Raw genomic sequence first — 14,587 nt, forward strand, 5'->3', positions numbered from 1 at the left:
AGAACTCTCCAGAGGTAAGGTAGGTTTGTTTTTATCCCCTCTCCCCTATGGGGAGAGGGCTAGGGTGAGGGGGAGTGCTTTTACGATGGCATTGCGATGGCCTGCTTCTCTTCGAGCAGTTTGTCCACCACGCCAGGATCGGCGAGCGTTGAGGTATCGCCTAAGTTGCTGGTATCACCCGCGGCGATTTTGCGCAGAATACGGCGCATGATCTTGCCGGAACGGGTTTTCGGCAGCGAGTCGGTCCAGTGCAGCACGTCCGGGGTGGCAAGCGGGCCGATCTCTTTTCGCACCCAGTTACGCACTTCGGTATACAGCTCCGGCGACGGCTCTTCGCCATGATTCAGCGTGACGTAGGCGTAGATCGCCTGGCCTTTGATGCTGTGCGGAATACCGACCACCGCCGCTTCGGCAATTTTCGGATGTGACACCAGCGCCGATTCGATCTCGGCGGTGCCCAGACGGTGGCCGGAGACGTTCAGCACGTCGTCCACGCGGCCGGTGATCCAGTAGTAACCGTCTTCATCCCGACGGGCGCCGTCGCCGCTGAAGTACATGTTTTTGAAGGTGGAGAAGTAGGTCTGCTCGAAGCGATCGTGATCGCCGAACAGGGTCCGCGCCTGGCCTGGCCAGGAGTCGACGATCACCAGGTTGCCCTCGGTAGCCCCTTCCAGGGCGTTCCCTTCGTTGTCCACCAGCGCAGGCTGGACGCCAAAGAACGGACGGGTCGCGGAGCCGGCTTTCAGCTGGGTAGCGCCCGGCAGCGGGGTGATCATGAACCCGCCAGTTTCGGTCTGCCACCAGGTGTCGACGACCGGGCACTTCTCGTTACCGATTTTCTTCCAGTACCACTCCCAGGCTTCCGGGTTGATCGGCTCGCCCACGGATCCGAGGATGCGCAGGGAGGAGCGGTCGGTCCCTTCAATCGCCTTGTCGCCCTCGGCCATCAGCGCGCGGATGGCAGTCGGGGCGGTATAGAGAATATTGACCTGATGTTTGTCCACCACCTGGCTCATGCGCGCCGGGGTCGGCCAGTTCGGCACCCCTTCGAACATCAGGGTGGTCGCGCCGCAGGCCAGCGGGCCATACAGCAGATAGCTGTGGCCGGTGACCCAGCCCACGTCGGCGGTACACCAGTAGATATCGCCCTGATGATAATCAAAGACATACTTGAAGGTGGTCGCGGCATAGACCAGATAGCCGCCGGTGGTGTGCAACACCCCCTTCGGCTTGCCGGTAGAGCCGGAGGTATAAAGGATAAACAGCGGATCTTCCGCGTTCATCGCTTCCGGCTGGTGCTGATCGCTGGCCTGCTCAATCAGGTCGCTCCACCACAGGTCGCGTCCCTCATGCCATTCAACAGCATTGCCGGTGCGCTTGAGCACAATCACGCTGTTAACGGTGTTTACGTTCGGGTTGTTCAGCGCGTCGTCGACGTTCTTTTTCAGCGGAACGGCACGACCAGCACGCACGCCTTCATCGGCGGTGATCACCAGTTTTGAGCTGGAGTCGATAATGCGTCCGGCCACCGCTTCCGGCGAGAAGCCGCCGAAGATCACGGAGTGCACGGCGCCGATACGGGCGCAGGCAAGCATCGCCACGGCCGCCTCCGGCACCATTGGCATATAGATAGCCACCACGTCGCCTTTTTTGATGCCCTGGGCCAGCAGGACGTTGGCAAAGCGGCAGACGTCGCGGTGCAGTTCGCGGTAGGTGATATTTTTGCTCTGAGTGGCGTCATCGCCTTCCCAGATGATTGCCGTCTGGTCGCCGCGCTCGGCGAGATGACGATCCAGGCAGTTGGCGGCGAGGTTCAGCGTGCCGTCTTCATACCATTTAATAGAGACGTTGCCGGGGGCAAAAGAGGTGTTCTTGACTGTCTGATACGGCGTGATCCAGTCAAGAATTTTGCCCTGCTCGCCCCAGAAGGCGTCAGGGTTAGTAATAGAGAGCTGATACTTCTCCTGGTACTGCTCCGGATTAATCAGGCAGCGGTCCGCAATATTTGCGGGAATGTCGTGTTTATGGACCTGGCTCATGGTTTTTGTTCTCCTTGTAGAATGTTAATAATATGTCGCAAAAACGTTAATAGTAGGGGCTTTGAGACCTTTGTTTACTATTTGGGCGACAGATCACGCAAAAATTAAAGAGTTCGAAAATTGAGCAAATGACACTTTGCAGAAAAATAATTACTCCTGCGGATTATTTACATTTATGGATAAAAAAGCGTTTTTATAACAAAAGGTTATTTATCATGACTAATACAAATTAGCGTGATAACGCCTTTTGTCAGTCAAATGCCTCGTTCTTAAAGGCTTGCGCAGCATGCCGTGCAAATGGTACTGATACGGCGCGTTAAAAAACCCCATAAATGAACGCAACACAATTCATACCCTTTCAGTATGTGTCGTTCCCACCGTTTTACGAGTACGAACGCTTCATTGAGGAAGTCTCTTGTCATGAAAAATTTGAAAGTCAGCCTTGCCTGGCAAATTTTGCTGGCCCTTGTGCTGGGTATCTTGCTGGGTAGTTATCTGCATTATCACAGTGACAGCCGCGAATGGCTGGTGCTGAATATGCTGCAGCCTGCGGGCGATATCTTTATCCACCTGATTAAAATGATTGTTGTACCGATTGTGATCTCGACGCTGGTGGTCGGGATTGCGGGCGTGGGCGATGCAAAGCAGCTGGGCCGCATCGGTGCAAAAACCATTCTTTATTTCGAAGTGATCACTACGGTGGCGATCATACTCGGCATCACGCTGGCGAATGTGTTCCAGCCTGGGGCGGGCATTGATATGTCGCAGCTGGCGACGGTGGATATTTCGAAATACCAAAGCACGACCGCCGATGTGCAAAGCCACTCTCATGGCCTGATGGGAACCATCCTGTCGCTGGTGCCGACCAATATCGTGGCGTCGATGGCGAAAGGCGAAATGCTGCCGATCATCTTCTTCTCGGTGCTGTTTGGTCTGGGGCTGGCGTCACTGCCATCCACCCATCGCGAGCCGCTGGTGACCGTGTTCCGCTCCATCTCTGAAACCATGTTCAAAGTGACCCACATGGTAATGCGTTATGCGCCGGTCGGGGTGTTCGCGCTGATCTCGGTGACGGTGGCGAACTTCGGCTTTGCCTCCCTGTGGCCGCTGGCGAAGCTGGTGCTGCTGGTTCACTTCGCGATCCTGTTCTTCGCCCTGGTGGTGCTGGGGCTGGTGGCGCGGATGTGTGGCCTGAGCATCTGGATCCTGATCCGCATCCTGAAAGACGAGCTGATTCTGGCGTACTCCACCGCCAGCTCCGAGAGCGTGCTGCCGCGTATTATTGAGAAGATGGAAGCCTACGGGGCGCCAGCGTCGATCACCAGCTTCGTGGTGCCGACCGGTTACTCGTTTAACCTCGACGGCTCCACGCTGTACCAGAGTATCGCCGCGATCTTTATCGCCCAGCTGTACGGTATCGACCTCTCCCTGTGGCAGGAAATTGTTCTCGTACTGACCCTGATGGTGACCTCGAAAGGGATTGCTGGCGTGCCGGGCGTGTCGTTTGTGGTACTGCTGGCAACGCTGGGTAGCGTGGGTATTCCGCTGGAAGGGCTGGCGTTTATCGCCGGTGTTGACCGTATCCTCGACATGGCGCGTACCGCCCTGAACGTGGTGGGTAATGCGCTGGCGGTGCTGGTGATTGCCAAGTGGGAACACAAATTCGACCGCAAGAAAGCCCTGGCGTATGAACGTGAGGTGCTGGGTCGTTTCGATAAGACTGCAGACCAGTAAAGTACATTGCCCGGCCTACAGGATCGTAGGCCGGGCAAGCGAAGCGCCCCCGGCATGCAGACCGCACTACTCTCCGCTTAACGTATCAAACTCCTCGCACCCCGTATCAAAGCCTTCGCTACAGCTCAGATTTAACCAGTACAGCGCCTTCTGTTTATTCGGCGTGATAAACCCGGCCTCGCCCTGGTGAAATACCTGGCCTGCCCAGTACTCTGCGTAACCCGTGCGCGAAAGGGTGGAGCTCTGCTTAAACCACTGGGCGGCCTGGACGTCATCCTGCGCGACCTCCACGCCGTTGGCGTAGATCAGCCCCAGCAGCAGTTGGGCATCAACGGCGGCGTCATCCTCGGTATTCCCGGCAACCTTATGCAGTAAGGTCAGCGCCTGCGGGTAGTCGGTTTGCCCGGCCCCGGTATTCACCAGTAAACGCGCCAGCATCACTGCACCCGGTGAACTGCCCGCCACGGTGGCCTGCTGCGCCAGTCCTTTCGCCTGCGCCAGATCGCCGTGTTTAAACTTGATTTGCGACAGCAGCGCCATGGCATCCACGTCACCGTTTTTAGCCGCTTTCTCAGCCCAGGTTTCGGCCTGCTTATCATCACCCGAGCTGTAATAGGTTTCGGCAAGATAATACTGAGCCCGGCTGTCGCCCGCCTCAGCCTGCTTCAGGTACTGGCCGCCAATCTCCTCGGCGCAAACCAGGGAAGAAAAAAGGATTAACAACAGATAAAGAGGTTTCATGCGTTATTTTCGTAGGGGTAGATAACGGGCAGTATAAGCGCGGTATGAGAAGAAAAAAATGGGTGCGTTAAGACCTCCCCTCCCCACAAGCCGGGCGGGTTTCCCCGCCCGCTGACGTTAGCCTGCTGCGCAGGCTAATTTAGTCGCCACTTCATATTTTTCACTCTTTATTGTGAGTTCGCATAACATGCCGCGATTAATAAAGGCGAATATTATTATAGTCAGGCAAATAATAACTATTATGCCTAACACGGTTTTTAATGGCGTCATGCCCTTTACTCCTTGCTAATAAAAGAATAAGGGGCTATCCTCAACTTGTGTGGAGTTGAGGGATAGCCCCCGGTTAATGGAAACATTTCCGGGGTTTTTCACTTTCTGTCCCTCAACTTATGCTCAAGACAGAAAGCCTTAAGCACCCGCCGATAATCTTATCCATATGAACTAAAAAGAAAAGATGTAATTCAATTTGTGGGCAATTACATTTATCTGGAATCATGCTCGCAAAATAATATTCGCCATATTTCGTTATTATTATGCAAATAAAATCGGGGTGAATATTTCACCCCGTTTTATTAATAGCTCCTTTAATTGCATCAACCTATCGCGGTTTCCCGTAACGCTTTTTTCAGCTTATTATATTCATCAATCACATATTGCTCGGCGGCAGCCTGATCCGCTATCGGCTCGACGCGCACAGCACAATATTTATATTCCGGCGTTTTGGTTATCGGGCTGAGGTTTTCCGTTACCAGCTCGTTGCAGGCCCCGATCCACCACTGGTAGGTCATGTACACCGCCCCCCTGTTTGGCCGATCGCTTACCTGGGCCCGGGCGATGACCCGACCTTTGCGGGAGTTGACCCACACCAGCGCCTCATCCTCAATGCCCAGCTGTTTGGCATCCTCGGTGTTGATCTGCACATAGCCGGGCTCATCCGCCAGCGCCGACAGGGCCGCGCAGTTGCCGGTCATTGAGCGGCAGGAGTAGTGACCCACTTCGCGCACGGTGGAGAGCACCATCGGATAGTCGTCATCCAGCTTATCGATGGGGGCCATCCAGTCGCAGGTGAAAAACTGCGCCAGCCCGTTCGGGGTGTCGAATTTCTCTGCAAACAGGAACGAGGTACCCTGGTCCTCCGGCGACTCGTCCCGGCATGGCCACTGGATATAGCCCAGCTCGCCCATCTTCTCGTAGGTTGCCCCTTTAAAGCCCGGACACAGCTGCCGCAGCTCGTCCCAGATTTGCTGCGTGTTGTCGTAGTGCATCGGGTAGCCCATCCGGGTGGCGATCTCACTGATGATCTGCCAGTCGGTTTTCAGATCCCACTTCGGCTCGACGGCCTTAAAGAAGCGCTGGAAGCCGCGGTCAGCGGCGGTGTAGACCCCTTCATGTTCGCCCCACGAGGTGGACGGCAGGATCACATCCGCCACCGCCGCGGTTTTGGTCATAAAGATATCCTGGACAATCACCAGCTCAAGATCGGCAAACGCCTGACGCACCGCCGAAAGCTCAGCATCGGTCTGGAGCGGATCTTCCCCCATGATGTACGCCGCCCGCACCTCTTTATGCGCCACCCGGTGCGGCAGCTCGCTGATACGGTACCCGGGATGCGCCGGCAGGCTGTCGACACCCCAGGCTCTGGCGAACTTCTCGCGGTTTTCCGGGAACTTAACGTACTGGTAGCCCGGGTAGGTATCCGGCAGCGCCCCCATATCACAGGCACCCTGGACGTTATTCTGCCCCCGCACCGGGTTGACCCCGACGTGGGCTTTGCCGAGGTTGCCGGTCAGCATGGCGAGGCTGGTCAGCGCGCGCACGGTCTCCACTCCCTGCCAGAACTGGGTCACGCCCATACCCCATAGCAGGGTGGCCGTTTTCGCCCCTGCATACAGGCGGGCAGCCTGGCGGATCTCCCGCGCGCTCACGCCGGTAATGGCCTCGACCGACTCCGGCTTGTAGCGTTCCACAATCTGACGGTACGCATCAAAGCCCTCCGTGCGGGCGGCGACAAAAGCCCGATCGTAGAGGTTCTCGGCAATAATTACGTGGCCGATGGCATTAAGCAGGGCGATGTTCGAGCCGTTTCGCAATGCAATGTGCATATCGGCAATACGCGCGGTTTCGATACGCCGCGGATCGCAGACGATGATGTTGGCCCCGTTCTGCTTTGCGCGCAGAATATGATTCGCGACAATCGGGTGCGAATCCGCCGGGTTATAGCCAAAAATAAATACCAGATCGCTGTTATCAATCTCGTTGATGGCATTGCTCATGGCGCCATTCCCGACCGACTGGTGCAGACCTGCAACCGAGGGGCCGTGTCAGACGCGTGCGCAGCAGTCGACGTTGTTGGTGCCAATCACCGCGCGGGCAAATTTTTGCATCAGGTAGTTGGTTTCATTCCCGGTACCGCGCGAGGAGCCGGTGGTCTGGATCGCGTCCGGGCCATACTGTTCCTTGATGGCGCTAAGGCGCTGTGCGACATATTCCAGCGCCTCATCCCAGGAGACGGACTCCAGCCTGCCGCCGCGTTCGCGGCGGATCATCGGGCTCTTCAGCCGCGGGGTGAGGATTTGGGTATCGTTGATAAAATCCCAGCCGTAGTAGCCCTTCAGGCACAGCTTGCCCTGATTGGTTTTCCCGTCGGCTGCCTCCGCCCGGATGATGTTGCCGTTATCGACCACCAGATTGATCTTGCATCCTGAGGCGCAATAGGGGCACACCGTGATGACGTTTTGCATCGCTCTCGCTCCAGATTCAAATGATGCTGACATGTAGGTTTCCCCTGACTTTACGGGCGAATCCGGGTTAAAACCCTGACGGAAAACAGGCCCGCGTCAAAAATTGCGACAGCGGAAGCGATGGGGATATGACGGCGGTTGAAGATCCGTGACGGAAAAGGCGTTTTGGCTGGAGCCTTGCACAGAATGGGCCAGACTGATCTTTACCTCCCCAATGGAATCCCGTGATGAAACCAGCAATTCTGGTGGTCGATGACGACACCGCGGTCTGCGAACTGTTGCAGGATGTGCTCAATGAGCACGTCTTTACCGTCCATGTGTGCCACAACGGCCAGGATGCCCTGCGGCTGGCGCAGCAGGTACCGGAGATCGCGCTGGTATTGCTGGATATGATGCTGCCGGATATCAACGGCTTGCAGGTGCTCCAGCAGCTGCAAAAGCAGCGCCCGGAGCTGCCGGTGATCATGCTTACCGGCCTCGGCAGTGAGTCGGACGTGGTGGTGGGTCTCGAGATGGGGGCCGACGACTATATCGGCAAGCCCTTCAACCCCCGGGTAGTAGTGGCGCGGGTCAAAGCCGTGCTGCGCCGCACCGGCGCGCTGGCGGCAGAACCGGTCGTTGCGCGAGTGGCCGGGATCGGCTTTAACGGCTGGACGCTGGACACCACCCGCTGTGAACTGATTGACCCGCAGCGCGGCGTGGTGGCCCTGACCCAGGGCGAATACGGTTTACTCCTGGCCCTGACGCAAAATGCCCGCCGGGTGCTGAGCCGCGAACAGCTCCTGGAGCTGACCCACAGCGAAAGCGCGGAGGTATTCGATCGCACCATCGACGTGCTGATCATGCGTCTGCGCCGCAAAATTGAAATCAACCCCCATCAGCCGCTGCTGATTAAAACCATCCGCGGGCTGGGCTATGTCTTTGCCGCCGACGTGCAGCACGGCGACAGGGCGGCTTAAGCCAGCGGGTTCTCCTGAATAAACAGCTGTAGCTCCGACAGGGTTTTCGCCCCGTCGATGGCGTTGGCCGCCAGCAGGCTGGCCCGCGCGCAGGCATGCGCCATCCGGATGCTCTCCGCCAGCGACAGCGATTCGTGGCAGCCATATAAAAAACCGGCGCAGAAGGCATCTCCCGCCCCGACGCTGCCGACAATCTCCTCCCGGGTCAGTCGCCACGAGGGGATCCAGCCTCCCTCCTGGCCCGGCTCCTGTCCCCAGGCCCCTTCCGGACAGTGGATCACTACCCGTGCCTTCACGCCCGCCGCCAGCAGTTCTGCCGCCGCCGCGGCGATATTAGCGATTACCGGCGCGTCCTGGTCATCCCGCATCGGCAGGCCGCTGAACTCGCCCGCCTCCAGCTCGTTGATCACCAGATAGTCGAGATGGCGCAGGGTAGGGAGCACCAGCGGCTGATAGCGCGGATCGCCCTTGCGCGACACCAGGTCGAGGGAGGTCTGAAACCCCAGCTCGCGCATCTGCGCCAGCAGCCGCGCGCTGCGGGTGCCGTACTCTTCGTCCGGCATATCCAGGCTGTCCAGTAGCAGGAGATAGCCCAGATGGAAGATCTTCAGGCTGTGATCGAGCCGGTCGAAGGCGGGCAGATCCAGCAGCCGGTTGGCTCCCGGGGAGTGGAAAAAGGTGCGCTGGCCGCTGGGGTCGGTCATCACCTGCGACATGGAGGTGGGGGCAAAGGTGGTGCGCTGCACCCGCTGGCGGTTGACGTGATACTGGTCGAGCATGGCGAGAATATAATCTCCGTCATGGTCATCCCCCACCAGCCCGACCGCCTGTAGCGGGAGCCCGGCATGCATCTTCGCCAGAGTTAACAGCACGTTGAGGGGCGCACCCCCGGTGGCGCGCTCGCTGTGGACGATCTCCGCCAGCCAGCCGCGCTCCGGCCACTGCACAATCTGGTGGACGTGATCCACCAGCATATTGCCCGCCGCGATAATGCCCCGACGTTCCATCAGGCGTACCCCGCGCTGCCAAAGGTGCGCATCTGCGCGGCCACGGTGTCGGTAATTGCCTCTTCGATGCCCAGCAGCAGTTCGGCAAACTCATCGTACAGCGGCTGTCGGTTGGCCATTCGCTGCTCCACCTCCGCCAGCGCCGCCTGGGACATGCCGGTATAGAAGTTAATTTTGTGGATCCCCAGCTCAATGGCGCGGCGGAAATCGGCGTCGCTGATCCCGGAGCCGCCGTGCAGCACCAGCGGCAGGCCGGTCTGCTGGCGGATGGCGTCAAGACGGGCGAAATCGAGCTTTGGCTCGCCCTTGTACTTGCCGTGGGCATTGCCGATCGCCACCGCCAGGGCGTCGATGCCGGTCTGGTCGACAAACTCCCTTGCAAGCGCAGGATCGGTGAAAAAGGCTTCGTCGGCATGGCCGTACAGGGCACCGCCCTCATCGCCGCCCACGGCACCGAGTTCCGCCTCCACCGACACGCCCACCGCGTGGCACATCTTCACCACTTCCCGCGTCTGGCGAATGTTCTCCTCGTAGCTCAGCGTGGAGCCGTCGAACATCACCGAGCTGAACCCCAGGCGCAGCGCCCGCACCACCGCCTCGAAATGCAGGCCGTGATCGAGGTTCAGCACCACCGGAATGTCATGCCGGGCGGCTTCGAATTTGACCGCCTCCACCAGCGAGTCGAGCGAGACATACTTAAAATGCACTTCGGCAATGTTGATGATAAAGGGCGAGTTCTCCTGACGGGCGGCGGCAAACAGCGCTCGCAGGAAGTGAGAGTCGAGGACGTTAAACGCCCCCAGCGCGTAACGATGCTCGCGGGCGTGCGCCAGCCCGTCGGCGAGAGAGATAAGCGGCATGATTCACTCCTTACTGACGAAACAGGCTGTACTCATTGCACAGGACCAGCACGGCCGGTTCGTTTTCTTCTATGTGGTTATAGCGGGCGGTGGGTTGCAGGAAGTGGTTGTCCGTCTCGTCATCATTCACAGAGGAGACTTCACCCACCAGCACGTCACCAAAGCCCTTCTCACCCCAGAAACTGTGGTACAGACCGGGCGGCAGGCAGATGCTCTCCCCCGGGGCGAGGCGAATATGGCTGCCCGCCACGTGGGTCTGCAGGCATCCGTCGATGGCGACGCTGATATCGCCATCCTCTTTCTGCTCATCTTCATCGGTGTTCCACAGCTCGACGATCAGATTCCCGCCGCCGCGGTTGATGATGTCCTCGCGTTTGCGCCAGTGAAAGTGTAGGGGGGTCACCTGGCCCTCACGTACGTGCATGATCTTCTCGGCGTAGCATTTGGCCCACGGCTTGCCGCCGGGAGAGCCGTTGCGCAGGGCAAAGAGGGTTAAGCCCTGCGCCGTAAAGTTGTCGCCGCCGAACGCGGTCACGTCCCAGCCAAGCCGCAGGTCAAACACTTCCTGCCAGGCATCAGGGTTAAGCTGCTGCCAGCGGGTGGGAGGAAAGCTGGCAAAGGGGGGCAGATGCACATCGTGCATCGAGAAAAACTGTCGCGTGTGGCCAAGGATCTCGTTGATTTCGGAGCGTTTCATAATGACTCCTTGAATGGTGTGCAAAACCCCCTCACCCTAACCCTCTCCCCATAGGGGAGAGGGAATCTGAACACCCTCTCCCCTTTGGGGAGAGGGCCGGGGTGAGGGGAATCAGACCGCACAGTGCCTTACTTAACCGTCCAGCCCTTGTAATTGCCGACGTTGCTCTTGTCGATCAGCGTCACCGGGATCAGCACCGGCTCTTTCGGCGCCGGTTTGCCCTGCAGAATGTCATAGCCGATCTCCACCGCTTTCGCCGCCATCACCTGCGGGTCCTGCGCCGGGGTAGCAACAAACAGGGAGTTTTCGCGCTTCAGCGCCTCTTCCGCATCCGGTGAGCCATCGACGCCAACGATAAAGAACTCGTTACGTTGCGCCTGTTTTGCTGCCAGATCGGCACCGATCGCCGTTGGATCGTTGATGGCGAATACGCCGTCGATCTTCGGATTGGCGGCCAGCAGGGAGGTCATCACCTCCAGTCCGCCGTCACGGCTGCCTTTGGCGTTCTGGTTATCGGAAAGCACTTTGATATCCGGATGTTTTTTAAATTCGGCCTTGCAGCCTTCGACCCGGTTTTGCACCGCAGAGACCGGCGGTCCGTTGATGATCACCACGTTGCCTTTGCCTTTCAGGCGGTCGGTGATCAGCTTACAGGCCATCTCACCGGCCTGGGTGTTGTTGGAGGTGATGGTCGCATCGGCACCCTCTGCCGCCACGTCAACCGCCACCACCACGATCCCGGCGTCTTTCGCGCGCTTCACCGCCGGGCCGATCCCTTTCGAATCGGCGGCGTTGAGGATGATCATATCGACCTTCGCGGCGATAAAGTTATCAATCTGAGAAACCTGCTGGCCGAGATCGTAGCCGCTGGAGACCAGGGTCACTTTCACGTTATCGCCCGCCAGTTTGCGCGCTTCCAGCTCGGCCCCTTTGGTGATCTGGACAAAGAACGGGTTAGCCAGGTCGCCCACCGTCACGCCGATGGACTTCAGATCTTTGGCCTGGGCAAACGGGGCTGCTGCGAGCAGTGCGCCAGCACAGAGCGCGGTAACTAATGGCTTTAATCTCATGCTGTATTCCTCACGTAGGGTATTGTTGTTATGCACTTTGATGGTGTCGGGTACGGTACTTATCGATCAGAACCGCAATGATGATCACCGCCCCTTTGATCACCAGTTGCCAGAAATAGGAGACCCCCATCAGCGTCATGCCGTTGTTGAGGGTGGCGATAATCAGCGCCCCCACCAGCGTGCCGGTGATGGTGCCGATCCCGCCGACGAAGCTGGTGCCACCGAGGATCACCGCCGCGATGGCATCCAGCTCATAGCCGGTGCCGAGGTTGCCGTTGGCGCTGTACAGTCGCGAGGCGCTCATCACCCCGCCGAGGCCCGAGAGCAGGCCGCTCATGCCGTAGACAAACAGCAGCACCATCCAGACCTTGATACCCGTTAAGCGCGCGGCCTGCATGTTGCCGCCCACCGCGTAGATATGTACCCCGAGGGTGGTGCGGCGCAGGATAAACCAGCAGACGGCGATCACCGCCAGAGCAATGACCACCAGCCACGGCACCGGTCCGAGATAGTTATTGCCGATCCACTCAAAGCTGATGCTGGAGTTGATCACCGTGGTGCCGTCGGCCAGCAGATAGGCCGCGCCGCGCAGCGCCGTATAGGTGCCGAGGGTGACGATAAAGGGCGGCAGTCCGGCAAAGGCCACCAGCGCGCCGTTGAACAGCCCCAGCACCATCCCGAGCATCAGCGCCGCCGGTACCGAGAGCATCGACAGCTCCGGCATCAGCGAGACCACCATCGCCGCCACCGCGGTGGTGCCCAGAATCGAGCCCACCGACAGGTCGATGCCGCCGGTCAAAATAATGAAGGTCATCCCCGCCGCCAGCACGATGTTGATCGACGCCTGACGGGTAATGTTCAGCAGGTTGCTCTCGGTGAAGAAGTTTGGCGCGATAAAGCCAAATACCGCGACAATCAGGATCAATATCGGCAGGATGCCGATGGTTTGCATCAGATCGCCCATCAGCATTTTTTTGGCGGAGGCCGCTTTGGCCACCTGTTGCGGAGTGTTAGGTTGCGTCATGGTTATACCGCCCGATGGTGAGAGTCGTTAACGCCGGTCGCCAGCGTCATGATGTTTTCTTGTGTGATATCGGCCCGATGGAGCTCCCCGGCGATGCTCCCTTCGCGCATGACGTACACGCGATCGCTCATGCCGACCACTTCCGGCAGTTCGCTGGAGATCATCAGGATCGCCACCCCTTTGCGCGCCATCTGGTTCATGATCCGGTAGATCTCGCTTTTGGCCCCGACGTCCACGCCGCGGGTCGGCTCGTCGAGGATCAGAATGCGCGGGCCAATCGCCACCCAGCGGGAGATGAGCAGCTTCTGCTGGTTACCGCCCGAGAGCCCGCCCGCCCGCACCTGGGAGTGCGGCACGCGAATATTGAGCAGGGCGATGGCGTCATCGGAGATCGACTGGGCTTTTTTACGGTTCAGCCAGCCGAAGGTGGCGTCGCGCTCCAGGGTCGCCATGGTGATGTTCTCCTGCGCCGCCAGCTCGAGAAACAGCCCCTGCTCCTTGCGGTTCTCAGTTAAAAAGCCGATCCCATGATCGATGGCGGCGCGCGGGGAGTGGATCACCACCGGCTCGCCATCCACCTCAATCATCCCGCCCGTCGCCTTGCGCACGCCGAAAATCAGCTGCGCCAGTTCAGAGCGACCAGCGCCTACCAGCCCGGCGAGGCCGACGATTTCGCCGGAACGCACCAGCAGGCTGCAGGGCTGCACTTTGCCGCCATCGGTCAGGTGGTGGACGTTGAGACGCGGGCTGCCGAGCGGGATATCGCGCTCTTTGTTGAACAGATCGCTCAGCGGCCGCCCGACCATCATCCGCACCAGCTCAGAGGCGTTGAGCTTGTCGCGGGTCAGGCTGCCGACGTACTGGCCGTCACGCAGGACGCTGACCCGATCGGATAACTCATACACCTCCGCCATGCGGTGGCTGATATAGATGATCGCCATCCCTTCGTCGCGCAGGCGCAATATGAGCTCGAACAGACGGTGGGTTTCCCGCGAGGAGAGGGCGGCGGTGGGTTCATCCATCACCAGGATGCGGCTGTTGCGGTGCAGCGCCCGGGCGATTTCCACCTGCTGCTGTTCGGCGATGGTCAGCTTCATCACCAGGTCGGTGGCTTTGAAGTGGGCACCGAGGCGATCGATCACCGCCTGGGCCTGGGCGGCCATCGTTTTGCGCTGCACCAGCCCGCCGCGCGACAGCTCGCTGCCGAGGAAGATGTTTTCGGCCACGGTGAGGTTGGGGGCGAGCTGCATCTCCTGATAGATCAGGGTGATGCCTGCCGCCAGGGCGTCTTTCGGGCCTTTGATGTGAAACGGCTTGCCGTCGATCAGGATCTCACCGCCAGTGGCGGTGTAGGCCCCGGCGAGAATTTTCATCAGGGTGCTTTTTCCGGCGCCGTTTTCGCCCATTAAGGCGTGGATTTCGCCGGGGAAGACCGTCAGATCCACACCCTTCAGCGCGTGGAAGTTGCCAAAGGTTTTGGCAATGTTGCGCATCTCTAAAACCGGGGTTCTGCTCATGGCGGATCTCCTGTGAGGGTCGATATCCGCACTTCATCACACCCCGGTAAATGCAAAATGTCAGAAGTCGTTCATATTTGTCATAGTTATGAATAGTTAACCGCCGTCACAATTCCCCGCTTTTTTCCCTCTCCCCAAAGGGGAGAGGGTGTAATTGTTCCCTCTCCCCTTTGGGGAGAGGGTTAGGGTGAGGGGATA

The 14,587-nt window shown here is 58.9% G+C and carries 12 protein-coding genes; 2 read left to right on the forward strand and 10 right to left on the reverse strand.

The features are described from left to right. Positions 1 to 80: 80 nt before the first annotated feature. A complete protein-coding gene (gene acs, locus G7090_RS01400) occupies positions 81 to 2,039 on the reverse strand; it encodes an acetate--CoA ligase (protein ID WP_106993956.1) in 1,959 nt (652 codons plus the stop codon). A gap of 420 nt (positions 2,040 to 2,459) precedes the next feature. Between acs and gltP the strand changes: the two genes are divergently transcribed. Next, positions 2,460 to 3,773 carry a glutamate/aspartate:proton symporter GltP gene (gene gltP / locus G7090_RS01405; protein ID WP_166181317.1) on the forward strand — a complete coding sequence of 438 codons (1,314 nt, stop codon included), beginning with the start codon at positions 2,460 to 2,462 and terminating at the stop codon, positions 3,771 to 3,773. Positions 3,774 to 3,839: 66 nt separating this feature from the next. Here gltP and G7090_RS01410 read toward each other — a convergent pair whose 3' ends face one another. From G7090_RS01410 to fdhF, 3 genes are all read right to left on the reverse strand, one after another. Further along, positions 3,840 to 4,514 (reverse strand): tetratricopeptide repeat protein, encoded by a 675-nt coding sequence (locus G7090_RS01410; RefSeq protein ID WP_166181318.1) that lies wholly within the window; start codon positions 4,512 to 4,514, stop codon positions 3,840 to 3,842. A gap of 117 nt (positions 4,515 to 4,631) precedes the next feature. Continuing rightward, on the reverse strand, positions 4,632 to 4,784 hold the full coding sequence (locus G7090_RS01415; protein WP_166181319.1) for a Hok/Gef family protein: 153 nt from the start codon (positions 4,782 to 4,784) through the stop codon (positions 4,632 to 4,634). A 323-nt stretch (positions 4,785 to 5,107) separates the two neighbouring features. Next, positions 5,108 to 7,255 carry a formate dehydrogenase subunit alpha gene (gene fdhF / locus G7090_RS01420; RefSeq protein ID WP_166181320.1) on the reverse strand — a complete coding sequence of 716 codons (2,148 nt, stop codon included), beginning with the start codon at positions 7,253 to 7,255 and terminating at the stop codon, positions 5,108 to 5,110. 227 nt (positions 7,256 to 7,482) lie between these two features. On the opposite strand from fdhF, the gene G7090_RS01425 reads away from it, so the two are divergent. Next, positions 7,483 to 8,214, forward strand: coding sequence for a response regulator (locus G7090_RS01425; protein WP_106993961.1), 732 nt, complete (start codon positions 7,483 to 7,485; stop codon positions 8,212 to 8,214). On the opposite strand, the gene G7090_RS01430 is transcribed toward G7090_RS01425, so the two are convergent. The 6 genes from G7090_RS01430 to G7090_RS01455 all read right to left on the reverse strand — a co-directional run bounded on the left by G7090_RS01430 (position 8,211) and on the right by G7090_RS01455 (position 14,389). Then, the gene (locus G7090_RS01430) at positions 8,211 to 9,221 is read right to left on the reverse strand and encodes a carbohydrate kinase family protein (RefSeq protein WP_166181321.1); all 1,011 of its coding nucleotides are present in this window, start codon (positions 9,219 to 9,221) and stop codon (positions 8,211 to 8,213) included. The two genes, G7090_RS01425 and G7090_RS01430, sit on opposite strands and share 4 nt — an antisense overlap. Beyond that, on the reverse strand, positions 9,221 to 10,081 hold the full coding sequence (locus tag G7090_RS01435) for a ketose 1,6-bisphosphate aldolase (protein ID WP_166181322.1): 861 nt from the start codon (positions 10,079 to 10,081) through the stop codon (positions 9,221 to 9,223). Before G7090_RS01435 ends, G7090_RS01430 begins: the two co-directional genes overlap by 1 nt. A gap of 10 nt (positions 10,082 to 10,091) precedes the next feature. Then, positions 10,092 to 10,778: a D-lyxose/D-mannose family sugar isomerase gene (locus G7090_RS01440; RefSeq protein WP_166181323.1), complete on the reverse strand. Its 687-nt coding sequence runs from the start codon at positions 10,776 to 10,778 to the stop codon at positions 10,092 to 10,094. Positions 10,779 to 10,906: 128 nt separating this feature from the next. Further along, positions 10,907 to 11,848, reverse strand: a complete 942-nt coding sequence (locus tag G7090_RS01445) for an ABC transporter substrate-binding protein (RefSeq protein ID WP_106993965.1) — start codon at positions 11,846 to 11,848, stop codon at positions 10,907 to 10,909. A 28-nt stretch (positions 11,849 to 11,876) separates the two neighbouring features. Continuing rightward, on the reverse strand, positions 11,877 to 12,872 hold the full coding sequence (locus G7090_RS01450; protein WP_106993966.1) for a ribose ABC transporter permease: 996 nt from the start codon (positions 12,870 to 12,872) through the stop codon (positions 11,877 to 11,879). 2 nt (positions 12,873 to 12,874) lie between these two features. Then, on the reverse strand, positions 12,875 to 14,389 hold the full coding sequence (locus G7090_RS01455) for a sugar ABC transporter ATP-binding protein (RefSeq protein WP_166181324.1): 1,515 nt from the start codon (positions 14,387 to 14,389) through the stop codon (positions 12,875 to 12,877). Between the last annotated feature and the right edge of the window lie 198 nt (positions 14,390 to 14,587).

The organism is Leclercia sp. 29361 (assembly GCF_011290365.1).
Taxonomy (GTDB): domain Bacteria; phylum Pseudomonadota; class Gammaproteobacteria; order Enterobacterales; family Enterobacteriaceae; genus Enterobacter; species Enterobacter tamurae.

What these genes read in the sequence shown, in the direction of transcription:
- G7090_RS01445 (WP_106993965.1), bottom strand. Translation starts at nt 11,848, where the DNA reads ATGAGATTAAAGCCATTAGTTACCGCGCTCTGTGCTGGCGCACTGCTC.
- gltP (WP_166181317.1), top strand. Translation starts at nt 2,460, where the DNA reads ATGAAAAATTTGAAAGTCAGCCTTGCCTGGCAAATTTTGCTGGCCCTT.
- G7090_RS01415 (WP_166181319.1), bottom strand. Translation starts at nt 4,784, where the DNA reads ATGACGCCATTAAAAACCGTGTTAGGCATAATAGTTATTATTTGCCTG.
- G7090_RS01430 (WP_166181321.1), bottom strand. Translation starts at nt 9,221, where the DNA reads ATGGAACGTCGGGGCATTATCGCGGCGGGCAATATGCTGGTGGATCAC.
- G7090_RS01435 (WP_166181322.1), bottom strand. Translation starts at nt 10,081, where the DNA reads ATGCCGCTTATCTCTCTCGCCGACGGGCTGGCGCACGCCCGCGAGCAT.
- G7090_RS01440 (WP_166181323.1), bottom strand. Translation starts at nt 10,778, where the DNA reads ATGAAACGCTCCGAAATCAACGAGATCCTTGGCCACACGCGACAGTTT.
- G7090_RS01450 (WP_106993966.1), bottom strand. Translation starts at nt 12,872, where the DNA reads ATGACGCAACCTAACACTCCGCAACAGGTGGCCAAAGCGGCCTCCGCC.
- G7090_RS01425 (WP_106993961.1), top strand. Translation starts at nt 7,483, where the DNA reads ATGAAACCAGCAATTCTGGTGGTCGATGACGACACCGCGGTCTGCGAA.
- acs (WP_106993956.1), bottom strand. Translation starts at nt 2,039, where the DNA reads ATGAGCCAGGTCCATAAACACGACATTCCCGCAAATATTGCGGACCGC.
- G7090_RS01455 (WP_166181324.1), bottom strand. Translation starts at nt 14,389, where the DNA reads ATGAGCAGAACCCCGGTTTTAGAGATGCGCAACATTGCCAAAACCTTT.
- G7090_RS01410 (WP_166181318.1), bottom strand. Translation starts at nt 4,514, where the DNA reads ATGAAACCTCTTTATCTGTTGTTAATCCTTTTTTCTTCCCTGGTTTGC.